We start from the raw sequence: 13,206 nt of genomic DNA on the forward strand, positions 1-13,206 counted from the left end.
GTGACTATTGCGCTATCGTATCATCTGCCTAACATTCGACGGATTGCTTCTCCAGAAACTCTCGAATGGATTGATCCATGCACAGTCCGATGGCCCTGCTGTATGCAGCGCGAGCCTCCTCGAATCTCTTCATCTTTTTGAACAAATGGGCGCGTAGCGCCCAATATGGCTGATAGCTCTTAACCGCTTCTGCCGGTATTTCATCCAACAGCGCCATCCCGGATTCGGTGCCGCGCGCTTCGGCAACTGCTGCCGCGCGGCCGACAATTGCGCCGATCGTTGGAGCGATGCCTACCAGCCCCTCGTACAGAAGAGCAATCTCTTCCCATTCCGTACGGCTAGTCCAGGCACGCTGAGCATGTACGGATTGAATCGCCGCTTCAAGCTGGAACCGCCCGATGCGCTTCCCTTGAGCGGCAGTACGAAGGCAATGCTCCGCTTCCTCGATCATCTCGATCGACCAACGTGAATGATCCTGTTCGGATAATGGTACATAGCCGCCTGCCTCCTCGCGCCGCAAATGGTGGCGCGCTTCGCAGTGCAACATAAGAGCCAGCAATCCGAGCGCTTCCGGTTCGTCCGGCATGAATCGCACAATCAGCCTTCCCATGAAAATCGCTTCTTCGGCCAGCCCCTTCCTGCGCGGATCTATGCCGGCTATATCATCCCAGCCGCTTCCATAAGCTGCATAAATGGCTTCAAGCACGGCATCAAGGCGCTCCGGCCATTCATCCTTTCCGGGCAAGTCGAATCTAATGCCATCGCTCTTCAGTTTAGCTTTAGCCCGGGTAAGACGCTGCCCCATCGTAGCAGGTTTAACGACAAAAGCCGAAGCAATGCGGGCCGCGTCAAGGCCAAGCACGGACTGGAGTATAAGCGGTGTGCGCACAGCAGGGTCAATTCCGGGATGAGAGCAAATAAATAGCATCTTGAGCCGTTCATCCGGGAATGATGTCTCGGTTCCGGCCCATTGCTGTGCGTCTTCTGCCATTGTAATCAAAGCTTGCTTTGCACCGGCTTCCACGCGGGTATGCCGGGTGCCGTCGATCAGCCGACGCCGTGCAGCGGTGAGCAGCCATGCCTCTGGTGTATCCGGCACTCCAGTCACAGGCCATTTTTCCAGCGCGGCCAGAAAAGCGTCTGCAAGCGCATCCTCCGCCGCGGCCAGATCGCGCCAACGAACAGCCAGAAATGCAACCAGACGGCCGTAAGATTCACGGGCCGTCTGTTCGATTATTTGGCGAGTTTGCATGTCGCTCATTTCAAAATCGGTTGCAAGTTGGGGCGGACCTCAACCGAGCTCCCCGGACAACGTGCCGCCCATTCCAATGCGGCGTCCATATCCGACACATCAATGATAATCAAACCCCCGATCTGCTCCTTCGTTTCAGCAACCGGGCCATCCTGAACCAGCAATTTGCCGTCCTTACGGCTGAGCGTGGTCCCTGTCTCCGGGGACTGGAGACCCGCGCTGCTTACAACAATGCCGGAATCGCGCAACGCTGTGACATAATGAGCCCAGCTTGCGGCATATGCCTCCTTGTGAACCGGATCGGTTCGTTTGGCGAAATCCTCTGTCGTTTCATACATTAACAATGTGTAATTCATGGTTATTGCTCCTCTCAAAGTTCATAGTGGGTTGTTTCACAACGTCTTTCACAAATAATGACGAGCCCGATCGATGGATTTCTACATCATGTGAAAATATTATTTTTTTAACGACATGTAAAGCAACTCAAGGCCATCTCAAAACCCAAACTATTCAGGTAATAGCAGCGCTAGCAACTTGTTCCTTGTCTGTGTGTATAAGGTTAATAGGCATTTAAAACCGCAACCATGTTCTCGGTATTTTGTGAAAAGCCATGTCTTTGATAAAAGTTAATACTTTTATTACTTGGCCAAACTATAAGTAACTCTAAATTTTCCTCTTTTGCAAATAATTTTGCCTTTTCAAGAATCTCTCCACATATTCCTCTATTTCGATACTCTGGAAGAGTATAAACATTTGTAACATATCCTAAAGGAGAAAGCTTCTTACCCGGTCGAGGAACTACATCCACTTGTTGAATATAAACATGAGACAGTATTTTACCCTCTCTTTCGGATAGCCAAATAGTCCATCGTGAATCATTTAATGCCGATTTTAAAAATTCCGCATAAATATCTGTACATTCTTTATATACTTCAGGTTGCACAACTTCATGTTCTAAAGTAAATTGCCACCGCATGCTTATTAATTGCGGGATGTCATTAATATCTGCTTTACGTATATTCATTTTCTCAACTCCTCTGATAATTCATTTAGTATATTAATACTAGAATTCTCATTAAATTCCTTTTATTAATACAACTGCCTGATAACATAACGCGGCTGCCGACATAGATCGGCAGCCGCATCTTTGTAGTTTATTGAACTATCGTGCCCGTTAACTCAACAAAATCTGTATGATAGATTATGAAATGTAAGTATGCTCAACAAAACAAGAAACTTCAATAAAATTATTTTTTTCATAAAATCTTTTTGCCCCAACATTTGGATCTATAACAAAATCCCGAATGTTAACGGAACATAAGCATAAACCCCCGATACTTTAGTACCCGGGGGTTTATGCTTATGGCTCCTTACCCAAAATGAACGACTCGTTTCTCATCTGCCGACATAAGTGCCCGGAGGCAAGCCTCCGTCACGTAAAACGAATCCTCGGCGCTGACCAAACAGTGCCCTTCTCCGTTAATCTGTCGCACAAAGTCGGCGAATATTTCGCGTTTGTGCACCAGCGGTAGCTCCTGCACGCCACTTTGCCGTTCATTGATCAGCAGCACCTGCTGATCCCGGACCTCTAGCACGCCGGACGTTCCGGCGATGCGAATCCGATCGTCGCCGTGCGACGGCGCCTCGTTCGGCCGCAAGTAGTCGATGCTGACCGAGGCGCTGGTTTCGCCGGACATGGTAAATTGGCACTGTGCCGTAAGCTCCAGCTCGCCATGCCCTTCATTATATAAGGTAGAATGCGTTGCGTACACCGTTTCAAACCGTTGACCGCTGTACCAACGGACCCAATCAATTGCATGGCTGCCGACCCAAGGAATCGTGCCGCCATAAGTTTGCCGCTTCGTAAAAGGCTCACCCCGGCGGCCGAGCCGGTATGACTTCTGTGCCTGCAATTGCCGCACTTCGCCCACCGCCCCGTCGCAAACCGCAAGCCATGCAGTCAAAAAAGCAGGCTGATAACGGATACCGAGCATCGCTGCGAGATGCACGCCTTTGCCCTCTGCAACAGCATACACCTCACGCAGCATAGCCAAGTCGTCCAGCGTCGTCGCGATTGGCTTTTCGACAAACACGTGGATGCCTCGGAGCAGCGCCTCAGCAGTAATTCGGGCATGGTCGTGAAAATGACAAGCGACCGCCACAAGATCCGGCTCTACTTCGTCCAGCAACTTCATGTAATCCGCATAAACGACGGGCGAGTGGCCCTCCTTATGCGCTGTTTGTATGACCTTGTCCAGTGTCTCGCCGGCGGAACCGACGGACACGGCGGCCAGCTTGACCTCCGGCAACTCGCGCAGCCCACCGAACACATAATTGGTGTGCCCGGTAGCACCGATCATCGCTAATTTCATAAATACAACACCTCAATTTCTAATCGAATTGGAAGTATAAGAGCACCTTAGCAGCTCTTTCTCAATTTTCAGCTAACGTGTCCCGTTAGTTCAGTCCCAAAAGTGTGTAACTTCCGGGCTACAGTTTAGTCTGCACTTGAAATCGTTCTTTTGTGTGTTCTTATTATAGTATAGTCGCTTGCTCGATAGGTTTGAATATATTAAGCGGTGGTAACAAGCATATTCATTTATTTTTTTATATCTACAGGAATAGATATTGTCTTGTCGTAAGTTTTAATATAATGAAATCCGTCCAGCAGCAGGAGATCCGGTTCTTCCATTGTATTAAAAGAAAACGTCTGCTCCCACAGGATGTTACCGTTTTTCAGATCCCACTGGCGTGATGAGGAAATTGATGATACGGGAACTACGATACCACTAGCTTGAACGGATAAATTTTTCGTTTCCAAGATTGTAAATTGTTTTCTGGCGATAACGATGTCATAGCCTGTATCGGTTCTTGTGACGCTTCGAATCCATACCTTTTCATCGCCAATTTTGATGGATTGATCTGATGGTGAGGCTAGGGAGATGAGCTCTTCTACTTTCTGATATCCGGAAAAATTTTCAAGTACAAGCTCAATGTTCTCTATCTTGTCTGTCGGAATCACATCATATTCAAGTTCAAATCCAGGAACGCCCTCTTCAGCGAAACGATCCGACCGCATTCCCCATGATTTCACTTCTGTTCCATTCACATAAAGCTTTGTTTCAGCTGAAAATCTCGGGTATCCCTCATAATCCATTTCATAATGTCCCTTCACGATAGTTGAGGTTGGCGAAGCCGTAATGGAGTCATAGTGGACAGTCCCCTGATCGACAGAAACGGATTTTGAAATGCCCTTCTCTAGCATACTGTTCATTGCTTTATTCGCTTCAAACTTGAAGGAGATCGGATATGATGCCCGTTCTCCATTATCTAGCCACTCACTGAATGTAACGGTTAATGTTCTGGAGAATGGACTAACCGGCTCGAATTTATATACCCCCTCGTACTGGGTCTCGTCTTTGCTATAATTTCCACTTCCTTCTTTCGGATCTGAATCAGTCAAGAACCCTTTCATTTTACCTACGTCGTAACGAAATGAGCTATTGTCAGTAAATACGGAGCCTGCTGGTCGATCAATAGTGTAATACATTAGCAATGCGTTATTGTCCGCAATAATCCCATTGATGGTAATGACCGTGCCATCATCAAGCGTTTTGGTTTTGTTGACCGGTTGTCCGTATCCTTGCTTTGCCACTTCAGAAAAGCTTAGAGAGATCAGCTCGATTTTATTAAGCAGCTTACCTCCGTAATAAGCAAATGCAGGATATTGATAAGTTCCAGCGATCAGAAGGAATGCTGCAGCTGATGATGCAACCCATATCATCGCTCTACTCATGCTTCTTTTCTTAGTGGGAACACGCTCAAGTGCATTTCGAAGTCTGCCCTCAAGTTCTGACGGAGCCTGTACGATATTCAAGGTCTGTTTGTGTTCCTGTAATCTCTCCTCGATCGTTTTCATAACGATCACCTCCGATCATGACTTTCAGTTTTTGTATGCTTTGCGAAATTCTTGATTTGATTGTGCCAACTGGTGCACCGGTCATGTCCGCAATCGTCTGATACGGAAGATCATGTACGTAACGAAGTTCGATCGCTTCCCGTTGCCGTGTATTCAGATGAGAGAGTAGCAGTTGCATATCCATCTCAGACTCCGTATAGCGATATGGATTATCGTCAGTTAAGGCAGCAATTGATTGTTCTCGCTCGTCTTCCAGTGAAATAAATCGTTCCTTTTTGCGGAGTAATGTTTTGCAACGATTAACGAGAATTGTTTTGCTCCAACTGTAGAAGGCTTCGCCCTTTTGTAATTGATCCAGCTTTTCATAAAGCGTAACAATCATATCTTCCATTGCATCCATCGCGTCATGCTCATTTCTCATATAGCTGTAGGCAAGACGATAATAAGCGTCCTGATCGGCTATGATTAGTTGCAATAAGGCTTCCTTGTTGCCTTTTTGGGCTTGTTTGACAAGACGGCTTACATTCATGTTCTCACCCCTTTTCATAGATAAGAGATCGCAGAGGTTATTAAAGTTCATTATGTACAAAAAAATCTCCGCATCCAAGTCACAGGGAGCGGAGTATAACACTAAACGATGCGAAGAATTGTTTTCCCATTTGTCACACTAACCTCAAACACTACCACATATTGAAACTATCTGCCCGTTAACGGCGTAAGGCGGCTACCGATCCATACCGGTAGCCGCTTCTTCATTGTTTATTAAGCTATAGTTCCCCTCTAGTTCAATACAAATAGCTTGACGACTCATTTGGCATGGCTAAGTAAGTAGAGACAATGTCTGCTGCCGAAGAGAGGAATCTTGCGTAGAACGGTATTTTGTCGTTAAATCTCTCGTCTGACATTCATGACCGTTCTATACATTTTTTCTGCTTCAATAGGACTTTCTTTTGCCGTAACATGGTGCGGGATTACCCGGCAAACTTGAACCGGCCCGCCGAATACAGCCGACCTATACTTCTCCACATGCTGCTTGGGCAAGGAGCGGTTATAATAGCCAGGTACATATTTATTGAGCATTTCCTGAAGTACATGGGTGGCTTCATCCAAATCTGTGATCGGCTCTGCTTGTCCAAATATCATTACGCTCATATAAGCCGTATCCGTTTTGGCAGGTACCGGATCCGTAATGGTCCCGTATTCCTCACATACGGTAAAACATACCTCTGGATTTTCACTCATGACCTGATTACGTCTTCCATCTCCAGCTCCGTGAAAATAGAGCTTCCCATCAATCCATACATAATTAAGCGGTACAACATAGGGCAGGTTCCCATCAACCAATCCAAGATACCCAATTCTCGCTTGGTGAAGGAAACTTTCAATTTTCTCTTGATCCTGACATTCCCTGATCTTGTAACGAACCGAATCCATTTCAAAATCTCTCCTTTCACTCATAAGATATTCATCCCACTCCAATTGTCTTAACCACGATTCTCTTCTAGAGTGCAGTAACGACCAGATTGCAAATACCAGCGTTATTACGGTAGTATATCAGTCAATGGAGTGTGTTTACACATCCAAACATCATAGTTTCAAGCAATCCATAATTATTATTATTTGGTTAGAGCTTTCTATCTGGAGGTGTGCACGATGTTGAAAGTAATTCGTAATGATAAGAGACCGATCTGGCAGCAATTGCTTGATCAAGCGATTCATAATATTACAAGCGGAATCTGGGCCCCAGGAGAATTGCTGATTCCTTCCCGCGAACTCGCTCATCTAGTAGGTGTCTCTCGCTCAACTATACAGATTGTCTATGAGGAATTGCTAAGCCGGGGCTATACGGTTACATCTCGCCGAGGAGGAACGCGAGTTAGTAAATGGAATCACGTCACTGAGTCTACGAAGGAAACAATAGCCTATGGCCCCATCCCCCCCTCACTCCCCTTGTTGAACTCGGCGGTCGATCAATTACATGACTGGTTCAGAGGCAAAGAACATCGAGAAGTGGATATTGATTTTAGTCCCCATGAACCTTATTTGGATGGACAATTTCAAAAGAACTGGCGACAATCACTTCTCCACGCTTCCGCTGCAATGGAATTATCAAGCTGGGCTTACGGTAATCCCTATGGTTTCACACCATTACGTGAGCAAATTCAGCGTTATTTATCACTTGAACGAGGAATCCATATCCAAGCAAATCAGATTCTGTTGACCTCAGGAGCTCAGCATAGCATTGACTTAATAGCACAATCGCTTTTATCTGATGGGGATACTGTCTCTGTAGAAGATCCCGGTTTTCCAGCTGCCTGGATAGCGATGAAATATCGGCGTATGAATGTGGTGCCGGTTCCCGTTGATGAGTATGGTCTTGTGGTTGAGCGTATTCACCCACAGTCCAAACTGATCTTTGTTACCCCTTCGCACCAATGCGCGGTCGGGGTCGTTATGTCGGAGCCGCGCAGGCAACAATTGCTGCATAAAGCAGCTCAAGAACAATTTTGGATCATTGAGGACGATTATGATAGTGAATTTCGATATCGTGGGGAGCCGCTTCCAACGCTGTTTAGTCAGGCATCTAATAATACCTTGTACCTCATGAGTTTTTCTAAAATGATTGCTCCAGGCATTCGTATTTCGGCTATCGTTGGATCTGTCGAGGCCATTGCTCAACTAGCTAGGGTACAGGAGTTGACTTACCGCCATCTTCCAATTATGGATCAGCTAACACTAACCCACTTCATCAAGAATGGGCATTTTATGCGCCATATGAGAAGGGTGAGAAATGTGTACCGACGAAGACACGAAGCCATGACAAAGGCTATTATGGCTAGCGGTTTAGGGGAGCGTTTCACACTAAGTGGAGTAGAAACGGGATTGCATATGTTCCTTGAAGCTGAAGAGTCATACGACGAAGAAACCGTGACAAAGTTAGCCCTTCAAAAGAGAATACGTATATACCCTCTTGGGCCCTATTGTTTGGAATGCAAACGAAAGGGATGGGTGTTGGGGTTTGCAAAAGTAGATGAAGCATCGATTGAGCAGGGGATTCATCGTCTTGCGGAGTTGATCTTATAGGGGTTTGATGGCCTTTTCGTCTCCAAATTTTATTTATTATTCAACATTTGACTCAATAGTGATAATATTTAACGTGGATTTTTTCTGGTATAAATTTACATCAAGTGGAGGTTCAGATGAAATTCACGTTTCCCAAAACTCAATTGTTAGCCACTATTAAATCGAATGATGATGGAGGACGAAGGACTGAGAAATAGTAGTCCTCTGCCGAGTCCCATCGAAGATGCCATTCCACATCGTCAGTACCCTCTCTAATATTATGCCTATTGCGTCGTAGTTGGGGTAATACATCCACGAGAATTGTAAGATCGACAACATCGGATAGTTCGGGGCGCGAGCTATAAATTCCCTCAAGAATAATTACCTGTGAAGGATCTTTTGTAACTAAGTACGATGCCAATCCATTCCCGGACGAAAAGGAAAAAGGGTGATATTCTGCTTTTTCACCTCTAATCATTGGTAATAATGCCTCAGTTCGCATACGCTGCCAGTTCATACAATGGCGACATTTTTGCTCCGATGTATAGGAGTCCCATTCATCGTTAGTGATAGTCGCATCGAAGAAGTCATCGTAGTGGATGACTACTGCACCCAGTTGCGAAGCAACCTCAGCAGCCAACGTAGATTTACCTGCACCACTCCCTCCATCCAAAGACACGACCAAAGGACTGGTTCGTCCAACCAAATGCTCGGTAATAGCTGAAATAATGGACTGAACAGCTTCCTGTGATTTATGTGATAAATGCTTCTCTTCCACGTCTACCACTCCCTTACTACAAAGGATATGTTGAATTAATTGTAGCTGCTTATAGATATCATGTGAACGGAACAAGCATCTTAAGTTATTGAATCTTGTGTGGGTGGTGTTTTAAGCATAACTGCCAGTTAGCACAACGCGGCTGCCGATCCATGCCAGCAGCCACGTCTTGGTCGTTTATTAAACTCAGTTAAATTTAAATAAATCCATCATCGATTGTGACAAGACTTTTATCCTCGAATCGCGTGGAGAGAACAACGAGGGTCGATGAAAATCCGAATGTGTTGCAAGTTTCAAGGAAGCTTTCCAAGGTTCCGCTAGTTTCGGTTACAACCTTCAATAAATAATTATACTCTCCGCTGGTTCTGTAGAAATCGACTATCTCAGGGGCTGCCTCGCTGAAAGCTTCGAACTCCTTACAATTATTTGATTTAAAGAGTATAAACGCGGTTGTGTACTTGCCTAACTTAGATGGAGAAAGTTTCGCTTGATAGCCCGTTATGACCCCCTGCTCCTCTAGCTTCCGAAGTCGTTCCGTTACAGCCGGCTGTGACATTGCGATTATTCGACTCATCTCGGAGATCGTAATCCTGGCATTATCGTGAAGTGTTGATAATATTTTGAAATCTATGTGATCCATGATCAAAACACCTCATTTTTATAAGTTAGGACCGGAAAACAACGATAGTTTTAAGTTTTTGGGCCCTAAACTTCTTAATAATCTCATTTAAATTGTAGGCCGATTACAATAAAATGTCACTAACAACAGTAAGGGAGAATGAGAACAATGAAATTAAACGAAACCATAGAGACTGATGAGTTAAACTTTTTCACGACCGGTGATGGAGTTCGGATTGCTTATCGAATCAATGGATCACCCGATAAGCCTGTATTGTTACTTGCGAACTCTATTGCCACCTCGATGAACATGTGGGATGGCCAGTTACCTGAATTTTCTCGGCATTTCCGTGTGCTTCGCTACGACTATCGGGGGCATGGCGACTCGGATACGCCTGCCGGTGCTTATTCGTTCGACAGACTGGGAAGAGATGTAATTGAACTGCTCGACGTACTTCACATCGACCGTGTGCATTTCCTTGGACTGTCGCTAGGCGGTGTCATCGGACAATGGCTCGGCATCTATGCTCCCGATCGGATAGATCGGCTAATTCTGTGCAATACCTCCTCCTACCTAGGGCCGGCAGAGCAATGGGAGGGCCTAATCACTTCAGTGCTGCAGCCAGGGAACCTAACCGAATTCGCTGATATGTTCATGAAGAACTGGTTTCCTTCGCATATGCTGCATTCGGAGAACGCACTCGTCCCGTCTTTTCGTAAGATGGTACTTGCTACTCGTCCGCAGGGAATTGCAGGGAGCTGGGCTGCGATCCGTGATATGGATATGCGCCGGACTGTCGCTCTTATCAGCAGACCCACACTAGTAATTGCTGGCCAGTATGATACAGTAACTCTTCCTAGCCACGGTGAATTGATAGCCAAGACGGTGCCGAACGCAAAGCTCGTCATGCTACCTGCAGTTCATCTGTCGAATGTTGAGTATCAAGCCGAATTCCTGAGTACCGTGCTCGAATTCCTGCAATCGAAATAAGGAATAGTTGTTCTGAGTTAAGCATGGTAATTCAATCGGAAGCGCCATACCATATACATTATATTTACCAGCGATAATACAATAAGCCAAATAATCAAAGATGGCATGGTGGTCCACAGTCCAAACCAAGGCAAAACTCGCCCAGCGCCAATAAATGTAGCTAAGGGTGACAGAAACAAAAGAATCAAGGTAGGGAACAGTCTTCCGACCGATGAAAAAATCAATTTTCCGGTCGTGATGACTTTGTTGCTCTTATTGATACGATAGTACAAATATACACTCCAAAGAATCGTCGCAACCACCAGCAGAATCATAATCGTCTCCATATTTCTGTCATTAACGATGGGGAATTTAGCCTTTTCGCCCTTAATAATCTTTGCAATCCCGTCAACAAAAGCTGAATAATCGACAAAAGCGTTTAAACCGGAGTTAAACATCATCGTGATGCCCAGCTGTTCATCCAAATATATCGTTTCTTCCGCTTTGTAGGTCCAGAAAATTCCGCTATGCGAAATCATCCGGCCCCCATGTGCATCCTCTTCTGCAAGCCACCCCATACCATACTTACCGCTCTGTCCGGCAGTATGGTATTGCTCCATCAGTTGGGGGTCAAGAAGAAGGTTATTAGATTGAGCAAGCATCCATTTTGCCATATCTTCAGCAGTTGAAATAATACCGGCGGGACCGTCAATAAACCAAAGGGGTTCAGCTTGCTTCACAGGATGGCCAAATAATAGATAATGCCCCCGTGGAATGGCAAGATTCTCATTAATTTGCTGTGTGGTACTGACATTGAAGGTATGGCTCATCCCCAGCGGTTGAAAAATATTATTTTCCAGATAAGCAGAGAAGTTCTGTCCGCTTACTTTTTCCACAAGAAGAGCCAAATACTGATAATTAGGATTGTGGTAGCTATAGGCTGTTCCAGGATCATTTGCAAGCTTAACGGTATTCAACGATTGGTTGATCTCTTGCAGCGATTGATATTGAGGGGAATGTGTCATGTCGGGATTCACTTTATCATTAAAACCCGTTGTCTGATTTAACAAATTCCGGACCGAAATAGTACGAACACGTTCATCCTCAGGCGAGAGGTCGGGAAAGTATGATGCGTATGGCGCGTCAAGATCGATTTTTCCTTTTTCCACCAACTGCAGGACGGCTAGTGCCGTAAAAGATTTGCTTAATGAAGCAATGGGCAAGGGAGTACGGCCCGTGATTTCGCGACCATCTGAATATGCACCATAACCTTTTGCATAGAACACCTCTTTGTTATTGGCTACTGCAAGTGCCGCACCCTTAATATTGTTGACTTTCATGTTATTTTCGACATAGTTATCTATTTTTTGTAATATACTTGCTTTGTTTTGAACTTCGATTGCAAAAACAGGTTTAACCAGAATTGAAAACATCAGCAGTACACTGCACAAGCATAAAATCAGTTTCTTTTTCGCGGTTGTCATAGCAGCACTCCCTTATCCATTGATAAGAAAATGTTAATTGATAATTTTCAACTATTTATCAACCCCGTAAAGAAACTTGCTGTAACGCTCCCGCCGCCATTGGGGCCGTTTTCTACAAGTAGATTTCCTTCATGCTTTTCGCATAAAACTTTGCAAATATAAAGTCCTAGTCCATGGTGCTCATTCGCACCCCATACCTCTTCCCGATAGAAAGGAAGGACAGCCTTTTGAATCGCTTCCTCAGAAAAGCCAGAGCCGTCATCCGTGACTGTTATGGAAAAAAGGCCCTTGCTGACGCTATAATGAATACTCACATGGCTGGCAGCATAACGTGCTCCATTAGCCATCAAATTTTCAAATACCTGCATCACCAAATATATATCGAGAACTAATTTTTTCGAATTTACATCCATGGACATGCCAAAGGTCTTGTTGCATTGTCTAGTTATTTGTCGGGCGCTATCATTCAGCAAGGAGGTTAAATGATCCATTTCCATCGTCTGGGTATGTACCGGCATGTCCTCCAGCTTTTGAATCGAACTCATGGCTTCAGTATAGTTTTCCAGACGTACAATATGGACGTTCATAGTTTGAATCATGTCCAAGAGTTGATTTTCGGATATTTTGTTTTGCGGCAAATACGAGGTCAGAAACTCGGAATATCCTTTCAGGACAGAAAGGGGTGTCCTTAGATCATGTGCAAAAATAGCATTAAGTTCTTTGCGTTCTTCAACCGATCGCCATAATACTCTATAGTTTTTCTCCAATTGACTGCGCATTTTTTCAAATACACGGCATAACTCGCCCATCTCATCCTTACCTTCATAAGAAATATGAAACCCCAAATCGTTTGCCGAAATTTTCTCCGATGCCTGCATTAGGATTTCAAGCGGCTTTTTTAGTTTCCATCTATAAAAGATGCTGGCCATTAGAACTATACCGACAGCAACCGTTAGCAGCACCATCGAAACAAGGGAAGTCAACAGCCAATCGTGAACGAAAGAATGGTCAGGAAACTGTAGCCGTATGCTTTCCGCCCATCTAAACTCCAATACAATGACGGCTAGAACGGTAATGAGCGTAAGGCAGCATAATAAAATAATTGATTGCAGTAAGGTCATG

General features: G+C 45.1%; 13 protein-coding genes. 2 read left to right on the top strand and 11 right to left on the bottom strand.

Features of this window, described 5'->3' with window-relative positions:
• Nucleotides 1–28: 28 nt before the first annotated feature.
• From BP97_RS0113545 to BP97_RS0113575, 7 genes are all read right to left on the bottom strand, one after another.
• Complete coding sequence (locus BP97_RS0113545) at nucleotides 29–1,252, bottom strand: RNA polymerase sigma factor (protein ID WP_036745854.1); 1,224 nt, start codon at nucleotides 1,250–1,252, stop codon at nucleotides 29–31.
• Nucleotides 1,253–1,257: 5 nt separating this feature from the next.
• On the bottom strand, nucleotides 1,258–1,608 hold the full coding sequence (locus tag BP97_RS0113550; RefSeq protein WP_028549584.1) for a YciI family protein: 351 nt from the start codon (nucleotides 1,606–1,608) through the stop codon (nucleotides 1,258–1,260).
• 203 nt (nucleotides 1,609–1,811) lie between these two features.
• Complete coding sequence (locus BP97_RS0113555) at nucleotides 1,812–2,276, bottom strand: GNAT family N-acetyltransferase (protein WP_028549585.1); 465 nt, start codon at nucleotides 2,274–2,276, stop codon at nucleotides 1,812–1,814.
• 346 nt (nucleotides 2,277–2,622) lie between these two features.
• Complete coding sequence (locus tag BP97_RS0113560) at nucleotides 2,623–3,624, bottom strand: Gfo/Idh/MocA family protein (RefSeq protein ID WP_028549586.1); 1,002 nt, start codon at nucleotides 3,622–3,624, stop codon at nucleotides 2,623–2,625.
• Between the two features lie 227 nt (nucleotides 3,625–3,851).
• Complete coding sequence (locus tag BP97_RS0113565; RefSeq protein ID WP_028549587.1) at nucleotides 3,852–5,171, bottom strand: DUF4179 domain-containing protein; 1,320 nt, start codon at nucleotides 5,169–5,171, stop codon at nucleotides 3,852–3,854.
• Complete coding sequence (locus BP97_RS0113570; RefSeq protein ID WP_028549588.1) at nucleotides 5,098–5,700, bottom strand: sigma-70 family RNA polymerase sigma factor; 603 nt, start codon at nucleotides 5,698–5,700, stop codon at nucleotides 5,098–5,100. Before BP97_RS0113570 ends, BP97_RS0113565 begins: the two co-directional genes overlap by 74 nt.
• 356 nt (nucleotides 5,701–6,056) lie before the next feature.
• Nucleotides 6,057–6,605: a pyridoxamine 5'-phosphate oxidase family protein gene (locus BP97_RS0113575; protein WP_028549589.1), complete on the bottom strand. Its 549-nt coding sequence runs from the start codon at nucleotides 6,603–6,605 to the stop codon at nucleotides 6,057–6,059.
• Nucleotides 6,606–6,824: 219 nt separating this feature from the next.
• On the opposite strand from BP97_RS0113575, the gene pdxR reads away from it, so the two are divergent.
• Complete coding sequence (pdxR, locus tag BP97_RS0113580; RefSeq protein WP_028549590.1) at nucleotides 6,825–8,255, top strand: MocR-like pyridoxine biosynthesis transcription factor PdxR; 1,431 nt, start codon at nucleotides 6,825–6,827, stop codon at nucleotides 8,253–8,255.
• 139 nt (nucleotides 8,256–8,394) lie between these two features.
• On the opposite strand, the gene BP97_RS0113585 is transcribed toward pdxR, so the two are convergent.
• Together BP97_RS0113585 and BP97_RS0113590 are read right to left on the bottom strand one after the other, a co-directional pair.
• Nucleotides 8,395–9,012 (bottom strand): uridine kinase family protein, encoded by a 618-nt coding sequence (locus BP97_RS0113585; RefSeq protein WP_028549591.1) that lies wholly within the window; start codon nucleotides 9,010–9,012, stop codon nucleotides 8,395–8,397.
• Between the two features lie 196 nt (nucleotides 9,013–9,208).
• Entirely contained in the window at nucleotides 9,209–9,652 is a 444-nt protein-coding gene (locus BP97_RS0113590) for an Lrp/AsnC family transcriptional regulator (RefSeq protein WP_028549592.1), read from the bottom strand.
• 147 nt (nucleotides 9,653–9,799) lie between these two features.
• Between BP97_RS0113590 and BP97_RS0113595 the strand changes: the two genes are divergently transcribed.
• Nucleotides 9,800–10,621, top strand: a complete 822-nt coding sequence (locus BP97_RS0113595) for an alpha/beta fold hydrolase (protein ID WP_028549593.1) — start codon at nucleotides 9,800–9,802, stop codon at nucleotides 10,619–10,621.
• Between the two features lie 17 nt (nucleotides 10,622–10,638).
• Here BP97_RS0113595 and BP97_RS0113600 read toward each other — a convergent pair whose 3' ends face one another.
• Together BP97_RS0113600 and BP97_RS0113605 are read right to left on the bottom strand one after the other, a co-directional pair.
• The gene (locus BP97_RS0113600) at nucleotides 10,639–12,084 is read right to left on the bottom strand and encodes a serine hydrolase domain-containing protein (protein ID WP_028549594.1); all 1,446 of its coding nucleotides are present in this window, start codon (nucleotides 12,082–12,084) and stop codon (nucleotides 10,639–10,641) included.
• A gap of 47 nt (nucleotides 12,085–12,131) precedes the next feature.
• On the bottom strand, nucleotides 12,132–13,205 hold the full coding sequence (locus tag BP97_RS0113605) for a sensor histidine kinase (protein ID WP_231506299.1): 1,074 nt from the start codon (nucleotides 13,203–13,205) through the stop codon (nucleotides 12,132–12,134).
• Nucleotide 13,206 lies beyond the last annotated feature (1 nt).

This window comes from Paenibacillus sp. UNC451MF, from assembly GCF_000686845.1.
GTDB lineage: Bacteria > Bacillota > Bacilli > Paenibacillales > NBRC-103111 > Paenibacillus_S.